The sequence below is a fragment of the Streptomyces sp. NPDC053048 genome (assembly GCF_044547045.1).
Taxonomy (GTDB): Bacteria; Actinomycetota; Actinomycetes; order Streptomycetales; family Streptomycetaceae; genus Streptomyces.
The window spans coordinates 507,472-528,457 of sequence record NZ_JBITZS010000003.1 but is presented as its reverse complement, the minus strand read 5'-3'; the positions used below and the strand labels follow the sequence as shown (position 1 = coordinate 528,457).

The following is a 20,986-nucleotide window of genomic DNA, read 5'->3' as shown; positions in this document are numbered from 1 at the left end:
GGCTTTGACGCGGCACGGATGCACAGGCCGTTCCGGCGCATAGGACTCGCCGCCGAACACGAATCCCCCGAGAATCCGGACGGCTCGGAGGTCAGGGTCGCACTGACCCCCGAGGCGGTCGCGGCGCTGGTCGGGCACGGCTGCGAGGTGGGCGTCGAGCGCGGTGCGGGCACCGCGACGGGATTTCCCGACGCGTCGTACGCGAAGGCCGGAGCCCTCCTGGAAACCCGGGACGAGATTTACCGGGACAAGGATCTGGTCATCAAACTCAAGGGCCCGGCCCATCATGACCTCTCGCGTATGGATCCCGGTTCCTCGATTCTTTGCATGGCGCATGTGCGGTCGATACCGAGAAGGGTCGTGGTGGCCGACGAGCGTCGCGTCAACGTCATCGCGATGGAGCTGATAAGGGAAAGCCCGGAAATCCTCACGGATTCCTATCTGCGCAGCCGCCTGGCCATGCACGACGCTTTCGCCCGGACACCGGACCACCCCATCGACGGCCTCTCCGTGGCCCTGCTCGGGTTCTCCCCCGAAGGATTCGGGGCCGTCCAGTACGCCGCGCGCTGCCGGCCGCGTTCGCTGCGCATCCTGCGATTCCGCCCGGCCGCGCCCGCGACGATGTCGGTGGAATTCGCGGAACTGGACGCGGCCGCCCGCGCCGTCGCGCCGGAGCGCGTGGCGGCGCACCGGGCCGAACTCCCCCTCCGTCCCTACGGCAAGCGCCGGATCCACTGCCTGCACGAGACCGGCCGGGCCGGCGCGCGCTTCGGGGTCGAGCTGGCGCTGCTCCACGGCCACGGCCCGCGGGAGGCGGCCGACCTGCGGGTGTGCGTCCTGGGCTACGGCAACGTCGCCTTCGGCGCCCTCGACGAGTGTGCGCGCCACGGCGTCCGGGAGATCGACGTGCTCACCAAGCGGGCCACGGCGCGGCCCGGCGTCGGCCGGTACCTGCGCGCCGCCGACCTGGTCGTCAACGGCGCCGAGCTGGAGCCCCGCCTCCGTGGCACCAGCTACCTCGTCACCGACGAGGACCTGAGGTCCGTCCTGCGGCCCGGCGCGGTCGTCGTCGACCTCGTGGGCGGCTGTGCCACCAACCGGACGGCCGTCGAGCCCATCGTCGAGTCCACCCATCCCGCCGATCCCTATCTCGTCAAGCACGGCGTGTACCTGGCCTCCGTGTGGGGCTGGCCGCTGCTGGGGTTCGGGCGCGCGTCGGTGGAGCGCTACAGCCGGCAGATCACCCGGGTGCTGCTGACGGACGAGCAGCTGATCAACGGGCTGGCGAGCGCGCCCCCGAACGTCCTGCGGGCGCTGGTGGCGGGCCCGATGCTGCCCCGGCGGCCCTCTTCCCAGAGGCTGACACCCAGTGCCACACTCTGAGAATGATCAAGCGGCCGGCCGCCCGGGAAGAGGGTGAGCCGGCGGCCGGGTACCGGCCGGTGGGGCGGGGAAGCAGTCCGTTGTCCGCGCGGACACGTCGTCCGCCGGAACACGAGGAGTCACGAGGGGGGCGCCGGGCGTACGGCGGCCCGTACGAGGAGCTGAGGTTGCCGTGGCCACGACCATCCGCCGCACCGTCCTGACGCTGCCCGCCGCGCCGCTGGGCCCGGAGAACCCGTTGCCTCCGCTGGGGTCCTTCGGCGACGTCCACCGGCTCGGGCCCGGCGGGCTCGACGACTTCCCCGCGGACATGGCCCGGCAGATGCGCTACGCGCCGCTGCGCTCGCTGCTGCCGGTGCGCCGCCGCGACGACTACACGCGCCGGCGTGTCACCACCGACCTCGACGCGATCGTCATCGAGAACGACCGGCTGCGCGCCACGGTCCTGCCCTCGCTGGGCGGCCGGGTGCACTCTCTCGAGCACAAGCCGTCCGGCCGCCCGCTGCTGTACACCAACCCCGTGCTGCAGCCCGCCGGGTTCGCCCTCAACGGCGCCTGGTTCTCCGGCGGCATCGAATGGAACACCGGCGCCACCGGCCACTCCCCGCTCTCCGTCGCCCCGCTGCACGCCGCCCGCGTCCCGGCGCCCGACGGCGGCGAGATGCTGCGGCTGTGGGAATGGGAGCGGCTGCGCGACCTGCCGTTCCAGGTGGACCTGTGGCTGCCCGACGGCTCCGACTTCCTCTACGCCGCCGTGCGCGTGCGCAATCCGCACGACCGCCCGGCGCCGGTGTACTGGTGGTCCAACACCGCCGTCCCCGAGGCGCCGGGCACCCGCGTCCTCGCCCCCGCGGAGTCGGCCTGGCACTTCGACTACCGGCGCTCGCTGCGCCGCGTGACGGTGCCTCACCTCGACGGCGCCGACCGCTCGTACCCGCTCGCCGGCGACCGGCACGCCGACTACTTCTACGACGTGCCCGACGGCGAACGGCGCTGGATCGCCTCGCTGGACGAGGGCGGGCACGGGCTCGTGCAGACCTCCACCGATCTGCTGCGCGGCCGCAAGCTGTTCCTGTGGGGCGCGGGCCCCTCCGGCCGCCGTTGGCAGCGGTGGCTGACCGAGCCGGGCACGGGCGGCTACGCCGAGATCCAGGCCGGGCTGGCACGCACCCAGCTCGAGCACGTACCGCTGGAGGCGGGCGGGGAGTTCGCCTGGCTGGAGGCGTACGGGCCGCTGGCCGCCGACCCCGCGCGCGTGCACGACACCGACTGGCGGGCGGCGCGCGCCGAGGTCGCCGGCCGGCTCGAGGCGGCGCTGCCGCGGGCCGCGGTGGACGCGGCGTACGCGGCCTGGCGGCCGTACGCCGACCACGAGCCCAAGGAGGTCCTGGCCACCGGCTCGGGCTGGGGCGCGCTCGAGGTCGAGCGGGGCGGCCTGGTGCTGAGCGGTACGCCGTTCCCGGCGGAGACGCTCGGCGACCAGCAGCGGCCGTGGCGGGAGCTGTTGCGCACGGGCACCCTCACCGAGGGAGGGACCGAGCCCGGCCCCTCCCTGGTCTCCCCCCGCTGGCGGGAACTGCTGGAGTCCGCCGAGCCCGGCCCGTACACCGCCTACCACCTGGGCGTCGCCCAGTGGCACGCCGGAGACCGCTCGCAGGCCGTGCGCAGCTGGGAGCGGGCCCTGCGGGCCGGCCTGACGTGGCCGGCGCTGCGCTGTCTGGCCGCCGCGGACCGGGCCGGCGGCCACCCCGAGCGGGCCGCCGACCGGTACGCGGCCGCCGTCACCGAGGCGCGGGCGGCACGGGCGTCGCGTCCCGCGCTGGCCGCGCTCGCCCACGAGGCGGTCACGGCACTGCTGGCCGCCGGGCGCCCGGACGCCGCGGCGGACGTCCTGGCCGGGGCGCACCCCGCCACCCGGGCGCACGGCCGCTTCCGGCTGCTGCGGGCGCGGGTCCTGCTGGCGCGGGGGGACGCCGCGGCGGCACGGGCGGTGTTCGACGAGGGCTTCGACGTCGACGACCTGCGCGAAGGGGAACTGACGGTCGCCGACGTATGGTTCGCCGTCGCCGAACGGCTCGTGGCCGGGGACGGGCCCGTCACGGAGGCGGTACGCGCGCGTGCCCGCGAGCTGCATCCGCTGCCGGACCGCTACGACTTCGGCGGGAGCGAGGGCTAGGGGGTGTCCGATGGGTCGGCGCGGGTCCTGCGGTGTCCGGTGCGGTGGATCGCAAGGCGGAGCATCGGCCTCGGACTGGGCGTCCTTGGCTGATGCGACAACGCGGCGAGGCGCCGTGCCGGGCGCCGCAGGCCCGTGCTGACCCATCGGACACCCCCTAGCTTCGCAGGTGTCCGAGGACGGACCGCACCGCGTGCCGCACGGCCTCGCGCGTCTGCTCGGTGCGGTCGATCGTCTCGAACCCGTGGTGGGCGAGCGGTACGTCGATCACCTCGAGCGCGGCCCCGCAGTCCTCGGCGGCGGTCACGAACTCCTCGACCGTCGCCGCGATCTCCGGCATCTCCAGCCCCACCCGGGTGAGCACGATGGGCAGTCGTCCCGCGCCGCGGACCGCCGCCGCGGGGCGGAACCGGGAGTCGGCCAGGCCCCAGTTCGGCAGCGGCGCGAGGATGGGGTAGGTCGCCGCCAGGCACCGCAGCCACGGCGGCGGCGCGGCCAGCCAGTCCGCCGACAGCAGCCCGCCGCCGGAGAGGAACCACAGCGCGACGCGGTCGCCGTCCACGCGCGGATCGGCCCGTACGAGCTCGACCGCGTCGGCCACGTCCTGGGCGGCGCGGTCGTAGTCGGTGAGGTCGTGCAGCCGGTGGTCGACTGTCACGCCGACCGCTCCCTGCTGCGCCACGTACCGCCCGTAGCCGACATAGGTAGGCCAGTCGCGGGGCGTCGGCCGCGCCTGTTCGGGAACCGGGCCGCCGTGCACGAAGACCACGGCCGGCCGGGGGCCGTCGGCGTCGGGGAGGTGGAGGTCGACCCGGCCCACGCGCTCGCGGGGCCGTTCCGGTACGTCCAGGAGGAACGGCCTCAGGTGGGCGGGCTCCTCGTACGTCGCCGGGGACAGCCGGTGGCCCTCTCCCGCCGCGGCCTTCAGCAGGACCTCGGCGAGCTCGTCGGGCAGGGAGAGCATGGGCCAGTGCCCGGTGGCGAGTTCGAAGAAGGTGACCCGGGGCTCGGCGAGCGCCGTCAGCCGGGGATCCCCGAGTCCCATCAGCGTCTCGAGGAGGGCGATGCTCGAGCCGTTGCCGCCGCACAGGACGCCCGTCGTCGGCAGTTCGCCGGCTGCCGCGGACAGCCTCAGCGGCTGGGTGAGCGTACCCAGCGGCTGCGGTGCGGCGAGGTCCGCCAGCCGGGCCAGCGCGTCGGCGGGCACGCCGGCGACGCTGCCCTGGCGCTGCCACTCCGCGGCCGGCGGCGGGGGGATCCGCCAGTCGTCCCCCGTCCCGTGCTCCAACCGCTCGCGGAGCGCCTGGTCGGGGATCTGCCGCAGGGCCGGGTCGCCGTCCTGGGGCGGGACCGTGTCCACGAGGACGATCCGGGCGACCCGCTCCGGGCGCCGGCCGGCGGCGCCGAGCGCGGGGTGGACGCCGTAGCCGTGCCCGACGAGCACCACCTCCGGCGCGTCGGCCCGGTCGATCACCCGCAGCAGGTCCTGGATGTGGCTCTCCAGGTCCGTGCCGGGTCCGGCCAGGTGCCGGAGGTCGCCCATGCCGGTCAGCGTGACCGCGTGCGCCTCGGCCCCCGACTCGCGCAGCCGGGCGGCCACGTCCTCCCATATCCAACCGCCGGTGTGGGCACCGGGCACCAGAACGAACGCCGTCATCGGCTTCTCCTCCGCACGTCGTGGTCCGCGGGACCGGCCGACCGGCCCGTCCGCGCTCGCCGGTACGGTAGGAACTCCCCCTGAGGGAGGTTCAAGTCATGTCCCCTGACGGCATGTGGAGCATCGGAGAGCTCGCCGAGCGCGCGGGCGTCACCGTCAAGACGGTGCGCTTCTACTCCGATCGCGGTCTGCTGCCCGAGGCCGGCCGCAGCGCCGGCGGCCACCGCCGGTACGGCCCCGAGGCCCTGGACCGGCTCCGCCTGATCCGCTCCCTGCGCGCCCTGGACCTGCCGGTCCCGGACGTGGGCCGGGTCCTGGAGCGGGAGGAGGCGCTGGAGGACCTGATCGCGGGCCAACTGAGCGAGCTGGGCTCGCGGATGGCCGCGCTGCGCTGGCGGGAGGCCTCCCTCCAGCTGCTGCGGGACTGCGACCCCGCGGAGCGGGCCGACCGGCTGCGCCTGGTCGGCGCCGTGACCGCCCCGCCCAGCACGGCAGCGCTGGCGCGCTTCTGGCGGAGCTGGCTGCCGGCCCGGCTCCCGGCCCGGCTGGTCTCCGCCATTCTCGAGGAGGCGGTGCCGCAGCCCCCGGCCGACCCGTCCCCCTCCCAGGTGCTGGCCTTCGCCCGGCTGCACGACTTCGTCTCCGGCGGCTGCCCGGACCGTGACCGCTACCAGCCCGCGGCGCACCGGACGGACCTGGGCTACCGGCCGGCCGTCCTCTACGACGGCCTCCTCGAGGCCTTCGCCCTGGCGGCACCGGACCTGCGGGCGGGGCGGGCGCCGCACGCGGGCGAGGCGCTCGACTGCTTCGTCGCCGCCTACGCCCGGTCGTGCGGGGCGCGGGACACGCCCGACTTCCGCCGCCGCCTCGCCCGCGAACTCGCCGCCGACCGCTACATCGACCACTACTGGGAGCTCACCGCCGAGGTGAACGCCCCGCCGGGCTCGGCGCCGGAGCCGACTCCGGGCGCCGCCCACGGCTGGCTGCGCGCCGCCCTGGAGGACCGGGCGGCCCCGGCGGCCGCCGCCTAGGGAAGCGGTCAGCCCGCCTTCCGGTCGACGTACTCGAACACCGAGCCGTCCGGGTGACGGGCCACCAGGTTGCGCCCGATGGGCGTGGGCACCGGCCCCGCGATGATGTCCGCCCCCACCGCCTGGAGATCGACGAGTGCCTCGTCCACGTCCGTGACCGCGATCGTCGCCGTGATCCTGCGCAGCACGGACAGTTCCGCCTCCGGGCCGCTCATCAGGAAGAAGCAGCCGACCGCCGCGACGGACACCCCGCCGCGCCGGAAGCGCAGCGCCTCCTCCCCGGTCAGCCGTTCGTAGACGGCGATGGACGCTTCCAGATCACCGACGCACACCCGTAGCGAAGTCCCCAGAATGTTCATGAAAACCAGGCTAGTTGACGCGGCAGAGCAGTTCGCCGTTGAGCACGGAGAACCACGCGTCCTCGTGACGCCCCCATGCGCGCCAGGCCTCCGCGATCGCCTCCAGGCCCGCCCGGTCGGTGTGCCCGCCCTCGACGGCCAGCCGGGCGTAGGGGGAGGACAGGGTGCGGTCGGCCCACAGGCCGCTCCACCAGGCGCGCTGTTCGGCGCCCGAGTAACACCAGGCGCCCGCCGTGCTGGTGACGTCCGTCAGGCCCGCCCGGCGGGCCCAGGACAGCAGCCTGCTCCCGGCGTCCGGTTCGCCGCCGCCGGCGCGGGCGACGCCGACGTACAGGCGCTGCCAGTCCTCGAGGCCCGCGACGCGCGGGTACCAGGACATGGCCGTGTAGACCACGTCGCGGACGGCGACGATCCCGCCGGGGCGGCACACCCGGCGCATCTCGCGCAGCGCGCCGACCGGGTCGGGGAGGTACTGGAGCACCTGGTGTGCGTGGACGACGTCGAACGAGCCGTCGGGGAAGCCGAGGGCGCGGACGTCACCGGTGGTGAAGTCCACGTTGCGCACGCCGCGTTGGCGGGCGGCCACGCGCGCGTGGGCGAGGACGTCCTCCGCCGCGTCGAGGCCGGTCACATGCCCGTGCGGCACCAGGGCCGCCAGGTCGGCGGTGATGCTGCCGGGGCCGCAGCCGATGTCCAGGATCCGGTGGTGCGGTTCGAGGTGGGGCAGCAGGTAGGCGGCCGAGTCGGCCGCCCGGCGGCGGCCGTGCGAGCGCAGCACGGACTCGTGGTGGCCGTGGATGTAGACGCCGCTCCCGCCCGGCTCCTCCGGCTCGTTCGGGCCTTTCCGCTCGGTGTGCGCCTCGGGCATGGTGGTCCCTTCGCTCCGTCGTGACGGCCGGCCGTCCTCACCGTACGCCGCCTCCCGCATCGCGAGAGCCCCGTCCCGTCATCCGGGACGAACGCTTCCGTGCCGCCCGTGTCGGCCCGCCCGAGCGCCCCAAGATCTGCCAAGGTGGACGGAAGACCGGGTGAGGGTACGGAGGTACGTGCGGATGCAGCGGGTTCCTGCGGCGCTCCCCGCCCTCCCGGCGCCCGAGCGCGGGCTGCCCGTCCTGCCGGAGCTCGCCGCGCGGCTGGCGGCGGCGGCCCGGCGGTCGGTTCCCGAGCCGGTGGGTGGCGGTCCTGAGCTGCGCGCGGCCGCCTGCGGCTACTGGGCGCGGCGCGGGCTGCCCTGCGACTCCGACCTCGTCGTCGCCGCTCCCGGCGCCCAGCCGCTGCTGCTGGCGCTGTTCGCGTCGGCGGGCGGCGAGGTGCTGCTGACGCGGCCCTGTGCCGCCTCGTACAGCCCGCTCGCTCGCCTGGCGGGCCGGCTGGCGTACCACGTGCCCGTGCCGGCCGAGTGCGGTGGCGTGCCCGATCCGTTCGCGCTGCTGGAGACGGTGGGCAGGATCCGGGCGGAGGGCGGGCGGCCGCGCTTCCTGGTGCTGTCCGTCGCCGACGACACCACCGGCACCGTCGCCCCGCCGGAGATCCTGCACGAGGTGTGCGAGGCCGCGGCCGCCGAGGAGCTGACCGTCGTCAGCGACGAGACGTGGCGCGACACGCTGCACGACCCGCACGACACGGTCTTCGTCAGCCCCGCCGAGATGTACCCCGACCGGGTCGTCGTCCTCACCGACCTCGCGGGGCCCTTCGCGCCCGCCGCCTGGCCCGCGGCCGTCGCCCGCTTCCCGGCAGGCGGCACGGGGCCGGCCCTGCTCGGCCGCGCGGCGTCGCTGCTGACGGCGGTACGCGCCGAACTCGCGCCCCCCGTCGCCGCCGCCGTGCGCTACGCGCTGGCCGAGCCCGAGCCGGTGCGCGCCCGCACGGCCGCCACCGCCCGGCTGTACGGCGTGCTGGGCACCGCGGCCCGCGAGCGGCTGGACGCGGCCGGGGTGCTCTGCCGCCCGCCGCGCACGGGCCCGCACCTGTACGCCGACCTCGGCGAGCTGCGCGAGTCGCTGGCCACGCGCGACATCACCGACTCCGTCGAGCTGGAGGCCCATCTGACGGCGGTGCTGGGCCATCCGGTCCCCGGCGGCCACCGCTTCGGTGACGCCCCGGACAGCCTGCGGGTGCGGCTGTCCACGCCGCCGCTGCTCGGGGCCGGTGACGAGCGGCGGCAGCGGGCGCTCGACGCGCCCGACCCGCTCCTGGAGCCGGATGTCGCGGAGGCGTTGTCCACTTTTGGATCGGCGTTCAGTGAACTGGCCGGTTCCTGATCTACCGTCGGTCGGGGAGCGCGCGGCCGCGCCCGGCGCGTCGCGCCCCCTGGTTCCGGTTCCCCACGAATGGAGCCCCAGATGACCGAACAGACCGAGCGCCCCCTCGCGGAACCGCGCCCGCCCGGCGAGATCCGCACCTGGCCCCGGTCGTTCGCCGACCGTCTGACCGCGCCGCTGCCCGGCGTCAGAGCCCTGGCCCGCCTGGCGCGCGAGGGACGGCTGCGGCCCAGCGCCGACTCGCTGCGGGAGCTGTCCGGACTGCCGGTGGAGCCGGGTCCGCTGCCGGTGGTCGGTGCCGGGGCGATGGCCGTGACCTGGGCGGGGCACGCGAGCTGGGTGATCAGGGCGGGCGGGCTCACGGTGCTGACGGACCCCGTCTGGTCGCGCCGGATCCTGGGCACCCCGCCCCGGGTGACGCCGGTCGGCGTCCGCTGGGAGGACCTGCCGCCCGTCGACGCCGTCGTCATCAGCCACAACCACTACGACCACCTCGACGCCCCCACCCTCAAGCGGCTGCCGCGCGACACCCATCTGCTGCTGCCGGCCGGCCTGGCCCCCTGGGCGCGCCGCCGCCGCTTCACCCGGGTGACCGAACTGGACTGGTGGGAGGCCGTGGAGCTGCCGGGACCGGCCGGCCCCGTCCGCTTCGACTTCGTGCCGGCCCACCACTGGAGCAAGCGCACGCTGACCGACACCTGCCGCTCGCTGTGGGGCGGCTGGGTGCTCACCGCGCCGGGCGGGCCGCGGCTGTACTTCGCGGGGGACACGGGCTACGGCCACTGGTTCGGGCGCATCGGCGAACGCTATCCGGGGATCGACGTCGCGCTGCTGCCGATCGGCGCGTACGACCCGCGGTGGATGCTGGGCCCGGTGCACACGGACCCCGAGGAGGCCGTGCGGGCCTGTCAGGACCTGGGGGCGCGGGTGATGGCCCCCATGCACTGGGCGACGTTCCTGCTCTCGGCCGAGCCGCCGCTGGAACCGCTGCGCCGGGTGCGGGCGGCGTGGCGGGCCGCCGGGCGGCCCCGGCAGGACCTGTGGGACCTGCCGGTGGGCGCGTCGCGGACGCTCACCTGCCCCATGTGAACGTGAACCGGTTCGCTCCGTGGCTGGTGCACGTCAGGTGCGAGGGGAACCGGCTGGCCCTGGTGTCCACGCCGACGACGCCGGTGATCTCGTCGTAGGTGAAGCACACCGACCCCTCCCCCAGTACCTCCTCGCCCTCCCGGACGACCACGCCCACCGGTGCTCCCTCCCTGACCTCGAACTCGCGGGCGCCGGCGCCGGCCTCCAGGCGGACGTCGACGCCGTCGAGGCCGTCGCGGGGCGGCCGCTGGAAGCGCAGCGAGTACGTCTCCTGCGGCCCGCCGGCCCGGTGGAAGTCGACGCCGGCCGCGCGGCCCCTGGGCCCGTCGGGCGCCACCGCGGCCAGGCTGTGGAAGCCCCCGGCGGCGACCAGCGTGACGTGCCGCTCCCGCACGGCCTCGAGGATGCCGGAGACCTGCCGGTCGGCGTCCTTGCCGGCCCCCAGCAGTACGCCGTCGACGGTCACCGCAAGGCTGTGCAGGTTGCCGGCGGCGACGGCGGCCACGCGCCGTCCCTGGGCCTCGCGCAGGATGCCCGACACCTGGTGGTTGCCGTCCCGGCCGGCGGCGAGCAACTGTCCGTCGTCGGTCAGGGCCAGGCTCTGCAGGGCGGCGGCGGAGACGGCGACGACCTTCCTGCCGCGGGCCGCGGCCAGGATCCCGGACACCTGCCCGTCCTCGTCACGGCCCGCCGCCAGCAGCCGGCCGTCCCGGGTCACGGCGAGGGTGTGGAAGTCCCCGGCGGCGACCGCGGCGATCCGCTGTCCCCCGGCGGCGGCGAGGATGCCGGACACCTGCCCGTCGCCGTCGTGTCCGGCCGCCAGCAGTTCCCCGTCGTCGGTCGCCGCCACGGAGTGCACGGTGCCGCCGTCGGCCGCCGTGACCCGTTTGCCGGCGGACGCGGCGAGGATGCCCGACACCTGGTCGTTGCGGTCCTTGCCGGCCGCCAGCAGCCGGCCGTCGCGGGTGACGGCCAGGCTGTGGAAGCTGCCGGCGGCCGCGAGGGCGGCGGACCTGCCGCTCGCCGCCGCGAGGATGCCGGACACCTGGTCGTAGTCGTCGATCCCGGCGGCCAGCAGCCGGCCGTCGTCGGTCACGGCCAGGCTGTGGTGGTCACCGGCGGCGACGGCCGAGACCGTCGCTCCCTCCGCCTGCCGGAGAACGTCCCGGACCTGCCCGTGCGCATCGAGCCCGGCGGCCCGCAGCCGCCCGCCGCGCGGCGAGGCGAGCGGGTCCTCGGCCGGGTCGTGCGATTCCCGCTCGGCGAAGTGCACGGGCATGGGCCCTCCTCGGTCGGCGCGCTGCCCTCCACGCTGGTGCCCGGCACGGGGCCCGGCACCTGCGGTGCCGCCGAACAGGTGACCGCGCGATCTCAGCGCGCCAGGCGGGGCGCGAGCAGGGGGGCGGTCAGGGCACGCACGCCGCGGTCCGCGACGGTCACGGTCGCGTGCTGTCGCGTGCCCCCACCAGGTGATGTCCACCGGCACACTACGAGCGTGCCTCGATGACGTGCACGCGCAAGGGCAGCCCGTACGCCGGGTGGGTCGTCTCGCGTTCCGGCCGCATCCCCAGCCGGCGCATGATCGCCTCGGCTGCGGCGTTGCCGACGGTGTGCACACCGACGACTCTGGCCAGCCCGCGGTCGCGCAGCGCGAAGTCCAGGACGGCGCGCGCCGCTTCGGTGGCCAGCCCCTGTCCCCAGAACGACCGCCCGAGCCGCCAGCCGATCTCCACGGCCGGCAGGATCTCCGGCAGGAAGGCGGGCACCGACAACCCGGCGAATCCGGCCAGTTGACGTGTCTCCCGGCACTCCACCGCGAACAGTCCCACTCCCCGTTCCCGCCACTCCCGCTCCCACCCGGCGATCCCGGCCTCCGTCTGCGCCCGGTCGCACACGGAGCCGTCGCCGATCCAGCGCATCACCTCCGGGTCGGCGTTGATGGCCGCCATGGGGGCGACGTCGTCCTCGCGCCAACGGCGCAGCGTCAGTCGGGGCGTTCGGAGGGTGGTCGTCATGCCGGCATCCTGCCCAGTCCGCCGGGCAAAGCCACGCCCCGCCCGATACCCGTAGTACTCCGGTAGCACGGGCGAGAGGGCTCTCCGGTGGGACGCGGGGCGCCCGGTCGCGGGCCGACCATCCGCCCATGCGTGAACTCATCCGGCGGATCGATGCCGCGACACCAGCGGGCCGCGACCGGGCGCTCGACGCCCTGCGGGCCTTCGCCATCCTCGGCGTGGTGCTCGGCCACTGGCTGGTGACCGCCCTGGTCGCCGACGGCGGCACGCTGCGCGGCGCGAGTCCGCTGCGGCACCTGCCCGTCCTGACGCCCGTGTCCTGGGTGTTCCAGACGCTGGCCGTCTTCTTCCTGGTGAGCGGCGAGGTGACCGCGAGGGGTTACGCGACCGCCCGCGCGCGGGGGACGTCGTACGGGCGGTGGCTCGGCGGGCGGCTGAGCCGGCTGTTCGGGCCGGTGGCCGCGCTGCTCGCGGTGTGGGCGGTGGTGACGGGCGCGCTGGTGGCGTCGGGTGTGGGGGCGGTGACCGTGCAGACGCTGGTCCGGCTGGTGCTGTCCCCGCTGTGGTTCCTGCTGGTGCTCGCGGGGCTGACGGCGGCGACTCCGCTGGTGGCCCGGCTGCATCCGCTGTGGCCGCTGACGGTGGTGCTGCACATCGACGTCGCCCGGTTCGGGCTGGGCGGGCCGGCCTGGCTGGGCTGGGTCAATGTGGCGGCCGGCTGGCTGGTCCCGTACTGCCTGGGCGCGGCCCGCTCCCGGGGCGAGGCGCGCAGCCGCTGGAGCGGCTGGGTTCTGCTGCTCGGCGGGGCCGCGGCCACGGCCGCGCTCGTGCGGTGGGCCGGCTACCCGGCCGCCATGGTCGGCGTCCCGGGCGCCGCGATCTCCAACCTCAACCCGCCCACCCTCGCGGCCGTCACCTTCGGGCTGGCCCAGTGCGGAGCGGCCCTGCTGCTGCTCGGCCCACTGCGCCGGGCGCTGCGGCGGCCGGCCGCGTGGGCGGCGGTGGCGCTGGTGAACCTGTCCGCGATGACGATCTTCCTCTGGCACCAGACGGCGATGATGGCGGTGACCGCGGCGGCCCTGGCGGCCGACGGGCCACTGCCGGGCCTGCACACCGTGCCGGACGGGCCGGACTGGGTGGCGGCCCGGCTGACCTGGCTGCCGGCGTTCGCGGTGGCACTGCTGGCGTGCAGGGCGGTGTTCCACCGGTACGAGCGGGGACGGCGGGCCCGGGACGCCGGGCGCGGCAGGGCGCGGGGGCGGCGGGCCGAGCACCCGCCGCTCCGACGGGCCGCCGTGGGCCGGTGGTAGGGCGGGATCGCGAGGTGGCGCCGGGTCGTCCTGGACGGCCGGGCGTCGCGCGGGCCGCCGGGGCAGGCTGTAGGACGGGCCGGCCACATCGCGACCGGTCACCCCGCACCGCCGGCCGTCGCGCAGGCCGCTGGGGGCCGGCGATAGCACCGGCCCGCGACGTCGCCACCGGTCGTCCTGAACCGCCAGCCGTCGCGCGGGCCGGCGGCAGCACCAGCCCGCGACGTCGCGACCGGTCATCCCGAACCGCCCGCCGTCGCGCGGGCCGCCGGGCCCGCCTCCGCCGACGCGGACGGTGCCCGGCACGGCGTCACCGCGCGCCGCGCCCCCGCCGGGGCGAAGGCCACCGGCGGCCGCAGCCGGGGCGGGGGCCGGCGAAACGCCGGCCATCGTGCGGGGGCTGGGGCCGGCGAAACGTCGGCCATCGTGCGGCCGGCGAAACGCCGGCCGTCGCAGCCCGGGATCACGTCCCGGAGCCCGCCACCGCTATCGCCGCCCCGTACCCCGTCCCCGCCTCGACGTCGTCGATCGTCCAGCCGGGTGGGGACGCCGGGGACGGGCCCGAGCCGACGTACGTCACCGACGGGCTCTCCGCCAGGCCCGTGCCGGTGCCCTTGAGGTAGGCCTCCTTGCGGGTCCAGCAGCGGGCGAAGGCCGCCGGGCGGGCGTGTTCGGGGAGGACGTCCAGCTCGGCGGTCTCGGTCGGGTGCAGCATCCGCGCCACCTCGGCGACCACCGAGGGGGGCTGCACCTCCTCCACGTCGGCGCCCACCGGCGCGTCCGCGAAGGCGAACAGCGCCCGTTCGCCGGCGTGCGAGAGGCTGAAGTGGAACGCGGCTCCGGCGGCGGCCGGCCGGCCGTGCGGCTCGCCGCAGCCGGGGCACGGCTCGCGCGTCAGCTCGACCGCCGCCGGCGGCCGCCCCAGGTAGGCGCCGAGGAGCCGGCGCAGCCCGGCGTGGGCCGCCACGTAGCGGTCGCGGTGCAGGGGCCGGACGAACCCGGCCGCCCGTGCCCGCTCCCCCGCGTCGAGGTCGTCCTGGGGCCAGGGCGCGCCGCCGTCGGGTATGGGCAGCAGCCAGACGTGCGGGACGCCGCCGCCCGGACGCCACGGTCCGGGCAGCGGGTCGCGTCCCAGCACCCGGGGTGTCGGGCGCATCAGCCCCTCTCCCCCAGGTGTCCGGCCAGCGCCTCGGCGATCAGGGCGGCCGGCTCGGGCCGGGTCATGGCGGCGTGCGCGCAGTCGACGTCACGGTTGGCCAGCTCCCCGGTGATGTACGGGCGCCAGGCCTCCCGGCTCGGCCGGGCTTCCGCACGGGGCGCCGCCGCCGTGAAGAAGAGGACGTCGCCCTCGAAGACCCCGGGCCGGTGACGGCGGGTCAGCGCGGCGTTGTTGAGGGCGATGCGGGCCATGGCGGAAACGGTCCGTTCCGGGAGGGCGGCCAGGGCGCCGTTCTCCGCGCGCAGCGCCGTCATGACGCGCTCGAGCGTCACGGGCGCGTCGCCGTCCGGTTCGTCGCCGGCCATGCGCAGCAGTTCCGCGAAGGCGTCGGCCTCCGCCGGTGCCGGGCGCTCGCGCCAGACGTCGCCGGGGTAGGAGTCGAGCAGCGCGAGCAGTTCGACCTTCTCCCCCGCGTTCTGCAGCAGCACGGCGACGGCGTGCGCGAGGTTGCCGCCGAAGGACCAGCCCAGCAGCCGGTAGGGACCGTACGGCTGGACCTCGCGGATGCGGGCGAGGCAGTCCCGCGCCGCCTCCTCGAGGGTGGCGGGCAGCGGTTCGTCGCCCGTCAGGCCGCGTGCCTGCAGGCAGTGGACGGGCTGTTCGGCGCCGAGCCGGGCCGACAGGCCCGCGTAGCACCAGCCGAGTCCCACCGCCGGGTGGAACGCGAACAGCGGGGTGCGCAGCCCGGACGCGCGCAGCGGCAGCAGCGGGCCCAGGGAGTCACCGGGGCCGGAGCTCGCGCCCGCGCCTGTGCCGTCACAGCCGAGGCGGGCCGCCAGGGCGGCCGGGCTGGGGGCCCGGAAGAGTTCGCCCAGCTCGAGGCCGGTGCCGAGCACCGCCCGTACGCGGGCGACGAGCTGCATGGCCAGGAGCGAGTCGCCGCCCAGGTCGAAGAAGCCGTCGTCGACACCGGCCGGCCGCGTCAGGCCCAGCACCTTGGCGAAGAGCCGGGTCAGGGTCTCTTCCCGGGGGCCGCGCGGGGCCCGGTCGCCGACGGCCGCCGCCGGCGCGGGCAGCGCCGCCTGGTCCAGCTTGCCGTTGGGGCCCTGCGGGAAGGCGTCGAGCACCACGACGGCGCTCGGCACCATGGCCTCCGGCAGCCGCGCGGCGAGCGCGGCCCGCAGCTCCCGGGGGTCGGCCGGACCGGCCTCGGTGGCGGCATCCACCGAGGCCGGAGTCACATAGGCGACAAGTCGGCGGTCGCCGGGGCGGTCCTCGCGGACCATGGCGCGGGCGGCGCCGACGCGGGCGTCGGCGCTCAACGCCGCCTCGACCTCGCCCAGTTCGACACGCTGACCACGGAGTTTGACCTGCCGGTCGGTGCGGCCGCGGTACTCGAGCTCGCCGTCCTGGCGCCGACGGGCCAGATCGCCGGTGCGGTACATGCGCTCGCCGGGCGCGCCGAAGGGATCGCGTACGAAGCGCTCCGCGGTCAGCGCGGGCTGTCCGAGGTAGCCGGTGGCCAGCTGGGCGCCGGCGATGTACAGCTCGCCGGTGACGCCGGGCGGGCAGGGCTGCAGGGCGGCGTCGAGGACGTACAGCCGGGTGTTCCACACGGGCCGGCCGATCGGTACGGGGCCCTTCCCGCCCGGCTCGCACCGGTGGTGGGTGACGTCGACGGCCGCTTCGGTGGGCCCGTAGAGGTTGTGCAGCCCGACGCCCGGGAGCGTGCGGTGGAAGCGGTCGGCGCTCTCGCGCGGAAGCGTTTCGCCGCTGCAGAAGACCCTGCGCAGCGGGAGGCCGTCCTCCGCCTCGTCCAGGAAGAGCGGCAGCGCGGACGGCACGAAGTGGACGGTGGTGATGCCGTGTTCGCGGACCGTTCGGGCCAGTGCCGCCGGGTCGCGGTGGTCCTGCGGACCTGCGAGGACGAGGGTGGCGCCCTCGCGCAGGGGCCAGAACAGCTCCCACACCGAGACGTCGAAGCCGACGGGCGTCTTGTGCAGGACCCTGTCCTCGACGGTCAGCCCGTACTCGCCCTGCATCCAGCGCAGCCGGTTGTCGATCGCGGAGTGCGGGACGACGACGCCCTTGGGGCGTCCGGTGGAGCCGGAGGTGTGGATGACGTAGGCGGGGTGCTGGGGCGTCAGCGGCCGTCCGGGGTCGGTGGGGTGGTGCCGGTCCAGCTCGGCGGCCAGCGCCGGGTCGTCCAGCAGCACGGCCCGCGGCGCGGCGTCCGGCAGGGCCGCGGCGCGCGTGGCGGTGTCCGTCACCACGCACACCGGGTCCGCGTCCGCCAGGACGAGGGCCAGCCGCTCGCGCGGGTGCCCGGGGTCCAGCGGTACGTAGGCGCCGCCCGCCTTGAGGACGGCCAGCAGGGCCACGACGAGTTCGGCGGAGCGCGGCAGGGCGACGGCGGCGAGGGTGCCGGGGCGCACGCCGAGTCCGATGAGGTGGCGGGCGAGCCGGTTGGCCCGGGTGTTCAGTTCGGCGTAGGTCAGGCGCGCTTCGCCCGCGACGAGCGCGAGCGCGTGCGGGGTGCGGGCGGCGCGGGCCTCGATGGGGCCGATGAGGGTGGTCGGGGGCACGTCCACCGAGGTGTCGTTGCACTCCACCAGCACCTGCTCGCGCTCCTCGTCGGTGGCGAGGGAGAGGGCGGACAGCGGCTCGTGCGGGTCGCTGTCGGCGATGCGGGTCAGCAGGTCGAGGAAGCGCCGCTGGTGGGCGGCGAGTTCGTCGTCGCCGTAGGAGGCCGGGTTGGCGTCGTAGTCGATGCGCAGGCCGGTGCCGTCGGCGCGGTCGTAGATGTTGACGGTGAGGTCGTCGACGGGCCCGCCGGAGAGGTTGTGGGCGTCGGATCGGGCCCCTGCGAAGGTGAGCCCGTAGTCGAACGGCATGACGTTGACCAGCGGCCCGACGAGCGCGCCGCCCTCGCCGAGCAGGCCGAGGTCGCGGCGCAGGTCGGCGTAGCGGTAGCGCTGGTGGCGGCGGGCGGCGCGGATGCCGAGGTCGGCCTGGCGGGTGAGCTCGGCGAAGGTGGCGTCGGGGGCGACGGTCATGCGCAGCGGCAGCACGTTCATGACCATGCCGGGGACGCGCAGGGCGACCGAGCCCATGCGGCCCATCATGGGCAGGCCCAGGACGACGTCCCGCCTGCCGGTGGCGCGCGCCAGGTAGAGGGCCTGGGCGGCGAAGAGGACGTCGGGCCAGGTGGCGCGCACGGACGCGGCGAGTTCACGCAGCCGGGCGGCGGCCTGGGGGCCGAGGTGCGCGGTGTGGCGCAGGGTGGTGCGCGAGGGCAGGGCGGCGCGGCCGGAGAGGGTGGGGACGGCGGGGCGGCCGGCCAGGTGGCCGGTCCAGTGCTCGCGGTCGCGGTCGTACGTGGCGGAGTCGCGGTAGGCGGCGTCCTCCTCGACGAGCGCGGCGAGCCGCCCGAAGGGGCTGGGGCCGGGGTCGTCGCCGGCGGCGAGGGCGGTGTAGACCTCGGCGACGCGGCGGGCCACCAGCGAGTAGCCGTAGCCGTCGAGGACGGCGTGATGGACGCGCTGGTACCACAGCCAGCGCCGCTCACCGACGCGGAAGAGGGCGTGGGCGAAGAGGGGGCCGCTCGCCAGGTCGAAGGGGACGGCGAGGTCGGCGCGCATCCAGGCGAGGGCGGTCGCAACTGCCTTTTCGACGTCTCCCTGGTCTCGAAGGTCGGCGGCGTGCAGAGGGAAGCCGTGGCCGGGCGGCTCGATCTCGACGGGCAGCTGGCGGGGCCCGGCCGGGGTGTCCACCAGACGGACGCGCAGGGCGTCGGCCTCGCCGACGGTGCGGTGCAGGGCCTCGGCGAAGCGGACCGGGTCGATGTCGCCGTGGATCTCGAGGTACTCGGCGGTGTTGAGGGCGGGGCTGCCCGCATCGAGGGCCTGGGCGTACCACATGCCCGCCTGAGCGGCCGTCAGCGGCAGCCCCTCCGGCCCGGAGGACCGGGCCGGGGTGCCGCTGACGGGCCGCGCCGTCGCGGTGACGGTCATGTGCGGGCCCCCAGCAGGGGCGCCCACTGCTCGATGGCCGGCTTCTCGGCGAGGTCGACGAAGGTGACCTCGGTGCCGTGGTCGCGCCGCCAGCGCTCGACGAGCGTCATGATGCGCACCGAGTCGAGGCCGTAGTCCACCAGGTTCTCGTCGTCGGGGATGTCGGCGGGGTCCTCGCCGAGCACGTCGGCGACGTCGGCACGGATCTGTTCCAGCGTGAGGGCCATGGGGTTACTTCCCTTCGAAGACGCGGTCGGTGGTGGTGACGACCGCGCACTTGGCGGCCGCCCAGCGCAGCGCCATCGCGTGGTCCTCGGCGGAGAAGTCGGCGACGGCGTCGGCGACGAGGAACGGCTGGATGTCCCGCATCCACGCGTCGCAGGCGCTCATCATGACACCGATGTGGGCGTAGACGCCGACGACGACCAGCTGGTCGCGGCCCTGTGCGGCCATTCGCTCCGCGAGGTCGGTGCGGACGAACGCGCTGTACTTCCACTTCGTCAGGACCGTGTCGCCGTCGCCCGGGGCGACCGCGTCGGCGATGGCGCGGGCGCGCGGGTCGGCGGGCAGGCCCGGTCCCCAGAAGTCCTGCTGCAGGCCGCGCTCGGCGGGGCTCTGGCCGCCGGGCTGGGCGGAGTAGACGACGGGCACGCCCAGGCGCTCGCAGTCCTTCTTCAGCCGCGCGACGTTCTCCAGCAGCTCGGTGACGGGCGAGGCGTCGCCCTGGAAGGCGTCGAGGAAGTAGTTCTGCAGGTCGTGCACGAGCAGCACGGCACGGGCCGGGTCGACCGTCCAGGAGACCTTGTTCGCCGGGAGGTCGGCCGCGGTGGGCATGGCATAGGGGGCGATGGCAGGGAGCGCCATGGTGGTGTGGGGCCTTTCTCAGTGCTGTGCCGGTGCGGCGGTTTCGCGGAGGCGGGCGGCGATGGCCGCGCGGAGGTCCTTCTTGGAGACCTTGCCGATGCCGGTCTGCGGGAAGGCGTCGACGAACTCGACCCGGTCGGGCACCTTGAAGGCGGCCAGGCCGCGCTCGCGGACGAATTTCTTGACGGCGATGGACTTCACCGGTTCGGCGCCCTCGCGCAGCACGACGTACGCGCAGGTGCGCTCGCCCAGGTAGTCGTCGGGCATGGAGACGACGGCGACGTCGTGGACGGAGGGGTGGGCGAGGATGTGGTTCTCGATCTCCTCGGCGGCGACCTTCTCGCCGCCCCGGTTGATCTGGTCCTTGGCCCGGCCCTCGACGACGATGTGGCCCGTCTCCGTCAGCCGTACGACGTCGCCGGTGCGGTAGAAGCCGTCCGCGGTGAAGGAGGCGGCGTTGTGCTCGGGCGCCCGCCAGTAGCCGCGGATGGTGTAGGGGCCGCGGGTCAGCAGGTGGCCGGTGGCGCCGGTGGGCAGGTCGTTGTCCTCGTCGTCCACGACGCGTATCTCGTCGTCGGGCGAGATGGGGCGGCCCTGGGTGGTGACGATGGTCTCCTCGGGGTCGTCGAGCCGGGTGTAGTTCACCAGGCCCTCCGCCATGCCGAAGACCTGCTGCAGGGTGCAGCCGAGCACGGGCCGCACCCGGCGGGCCGCCTCCTCGCTGAACTTGGCGCCACCCACGAGGAGGACATCGAGGCTGGAGAGGTCGTGCCCGCCGGCCGCGGCGGCCTCGGTCCACACCAGGGCCAGCGGCGGCACCAGGCCGGTGATGGTCACGCCCTCGCGCTCGATGAGCGGGAAGGCGACGTCCGGGCTGGGCCGGGGGGCCAGCACGACGCGGGCGCCCGCGTACAGCGCGCCGAGGGTGCCGGGCGAGCTGAGGGGGAAGTTGTGGGCGGCGGGCAGGGCGCAGAGGTAGACGCTGTTCTCGTCGACCCCGCAGATCTCGTTGGAGCCCCACAGCGAGTAGATGTAGTCGTCGTGGGTGCGCGGGATGAGCTTGGGGACGCCGGTGGAGCCGCCGGAGAGCTGGAGAAAGGCCAGCTCGTGGGGTTCGGGGGCGTCCTCGACGGCGACGGGCTCGGTGGGGACGTCGGCCAGGGCGGTGTGCCCGCCCGGCTCGCCGACGACGAAGACGTGCTCGAGGGTGGGCACCTCGGCGCGCATCCTGTCCGCCAGCACCCGGTAGTCGTAGCCCTCGGCGACGTCGGCGACGACGTAGGCGCGGGCCTCGGTGAAGGAGCAGAAGTGGCGGATCTCGGTCTCGCGGTGCGCGGGCAGCGCGAAGACGGGGAGGGCGCCGATGCGGAAGAGGGCGAAGACCACCTCGAAGAACTCGGCGACGTTCGGCAGCTGGACGACGACGCGGTCGCCCTTGCCGATGCCCCGGGCCAGGAACCCGGCGGCCAGCCGGTCGGCGCGCTCGTCGAGCTCGCCGTACGTCCAGCGCCGGCCGGCGCCCGCCGGGTCGACGATCGCGACCCGGTCCGGGTGGGCGGCGGCGCGGTCGCGCAGCATCCGGCCGAACGTCTCACCGCGCCACCAGCCCGCCGCGCGGTAGCGCTCGGCGAACCCGTCCGGGTACCCCGGCGCGTCGATGGTCGGCACT

General features: G+C 75.7%; 16 protein-coding genes. 6 read left to right on the top strand and 10 right to left on the bottom strand.

Annotation, left to right across the window (positions count from 1 at the left end; translation table 11 throughout):
* Positions 1–18: 18 nt before the first annotated feature.
* Both ACIG36_RS10545 and ACIG36_RS10540 read left to right on the top strand, forming a co-directional pair.
* On the top strand, positions 19–1,383 hold the full coding sequence (locus ACIG36_RS10545) for a hypothetical protein (protein ID WP_399925154.1): 1,365 nt from the start codon (positions 19–21) through the stop codon (positions 1,381–1,383).
* 172 nt (positions 1,384–1,555) lie between these two features.
* Entirely contained in the window at positions 1,556–3,559 is a 2,004-nt protein-coding gene (locus tag ACIG36_RS10540; RefSeq protein WP_399925152.1) for a DUF5107 domain-containing protein, read from the top strand.
* Positions 3,560–3,716: 157 nt separating this feature from the next.
* On the opposite strand, the gene ACIG36_RS10535 is transcribed toward ACIG36_RS10540, so the two are convergent.
* Complete coding sequence (locus tag ACIG36_RS10535; RefSeq protein ID WP_399925150.1) at positions 3,717–5,216, bottom strand: alpha/beta fold hydrolase; 1,500 nt, start codon at positions 5,214–5,216, stop codon at positions 3,717–3,719.
* A 98-nt stretch (positions 5,217–5,314) separates the two neighbouring features.
* Here ACIG36_RS10535 and ACIG36_RS10530 point away from each other — a divergent pair, with 98 nt between their 5' ends.
* Positions 5,315–6,247: a MerR family transcriptional regulator gene (locus ACIG36_RS10530; protein WP_399925148.1), complete on the top strand. Its 933-nt coding sequence runs from the start codon at positions 5,315–5,317 to the stop codon at positions 6,245–6,247.
* A gap of 8 nt (positions 6,248–6,255) precedes the next feature.
* Here ACIG36_RS10530 and ACIG36_RS10525 read toward each other — a convergent pair whose 3' ends face one another.
* Both ACIG36_RS10525 and ACIG36_RS10520 read right to left on the bottom strand, forming a co-directional pair.
* Positions 6,256–6,606 (bottom strand): VOC family protein, encoded by a 351-nt coding sequence (locus ACIG36_RS10525; protein WP_399925146.1) that lies wholly within the window; start codon positions 6,604–6,606, stop codon positions 6,256–6,258.
* Between the two features lie 10 nt (positions 6,607–6,616).
* A complete protein-coding gene (locus ACIG36_RS10520; RefSeq protein WP_399925144.1) occupies positions 6,617–7,474 on the bottom strand; it encodes a class I SAM-dependent methyltransferase in 858 nt (285 codons plus the stop codon).
* Positions 7,475–7,658: 184 nt separating this feature from the next.
* Here ACIG36_RS10520 and ACIG36_RS10515 point away from each other — a divergent pair, with 184 nt between their 5' ends.
* Entirely contained in the window at positions 7,659–8,867 is a 1,209-nt protein-coding gene (locus ACIG36_RS10515) for an aminotransferase class I/II-fold pyridoxal phosphate-dependent enzyme (protein ID WP_399925142.1), read from the top strand.
* 81 nt (positions 8,868–8,948) lie between these two features.
* The gene (locus ACIG36_RS10510) at positions 8,949–9,956 is read left to right on the top strand and encodes an MBL fold metallo-hydrolase (RefSeq protein ID WP_399925140.1); all 1,008 of its coding nucleotides are present in this window, start codon (positions 8,949–8,951) and stop codon (positions 9,954–9,956) included.
* Here the strand turns inward: ACIG36_RS10510 and ACIG36_RS10505 are convergent.
* Together ACIG36_RS10505 and ACIG36_RS10500 are read right to left on the bottom strand one after the other, a co-directional pair.
* Complete coding sequence (locus tag ACIG36_RS10505) at positions 9,940–11,235, bottom strand: RCC1 domain-containing protein (protein WP_399925138.1); 1,296 nt, start codon at positions 11,233–11,235, stop codon at positions 9,940–9,942. The genes ACIG36_RS10510 and ACIG36_RS10505 overlap by 17 nt on opposite strands.
* 208 nt (positions 11,236–11,443) lie before the next feature.
* On the bottom strand, positions 11,444–11,971 hold the full coding sequence (locus ACIG36_RS10500) for a GNAT family N-acetyltransferase (RefSeq protein ID WP_399925136.1): 528 nt from the start codon (positions 11,969–11,971) through the stop codon (positions 11,444–11,446).
* A gap of 128 nt (positions 11,972–12,099) precedes the next feature.
* Here ACIG36_RS10500 and ACIG36_RS10495 point away from each other — a divergent pair, with 128 nt between their 5' ends.
* Entirely contained in the window at positions 12,100–13,281 is a 1,182-nt protein-coding gene (locus ACIG36_RS10495) for an acyltransferase (protein ID WP_399925134.1), read from the top strand.
* Positions 13,282–13,744: 463 nt separating this feature from the next.
* On the opposite strand, the gene ACIG36_RS10490 is transcribed toward ACIG36_RS10495, so the two are convergent.
* From ACIG36_RS10490 to ACIG36_RS10470, 5 genes are read right to left on the bottom strand one after another with little or no spacing between them, the layout of a single operon-like run.
* A complete protein-coding gene (locus ACIG36_RS10490) occupies positions 13,745–14,437 on the bottom strand; it encodes a 4'-phosphopantetheinyl transferase family protein (protein WP_399925132.1) in 693 nt (230 codons plus the stop codon).
* Positions 14,437–18,453 carry an amino acid adenylation domain-containing protein gene (locus tag ACIG36_RS10485; RefSeq protein ID WP_399925130.1) on the bottom strand — a complete coding sequence of 1,339 codons (4,017 nt, stop codon included), beginning with the start codon at positions 18,451–18,453 and terminating at the stop codon, positions 14,437–14,439. The genes ACIG36_RS10490 and ACIG36_RS10485 overlap by 1 nt, the downstream gene beginning before the upstream one ends.
* On the bottom strand, positions 18,450–18,680 hold the full coding sequence (locus ACIG36_RS10480) for a phosphopantetheine-binding protein (protein WP_086575018.1): 231 nt from the start codon (positions 18,678–18,680) through the stop codon (positions 18,450–18,452). Before ACIG36_RS10480 ends, ACIG36_RS10485 begins: the two co-directional genes overlap by 4 nt.
* A gap of 4 nt (positions 18,681–18,684) precedes the next feature.
* Positions 18,685–19,317: an isochorismatase family protein gene (locus ACIG36_RS10475; protein ID WP_399925128.1), complete on the bottom strand. Its 633-nt coding sequence runs from the start codon at positions 19,315–19,317 to the stop codon at positions 18,685–18,687.
* A gap of 18 nt (positions 19,318–19,335) precedes the next feature.
* Positions 19,336–20,985 (bottom strand): (2,3-dihydroxybenzoyl)adenylate synthase, encoded by a 1,650-nt coding sequence (locus ACIG36_RS10470; RefSeq protein ID WP_399925410.1) that lies wholly within the window; start codon positions 20,983–20,985, stop codon positions 19,336–19,338.
* Position 20,986 lies beyond the last annotated feature (1 nt).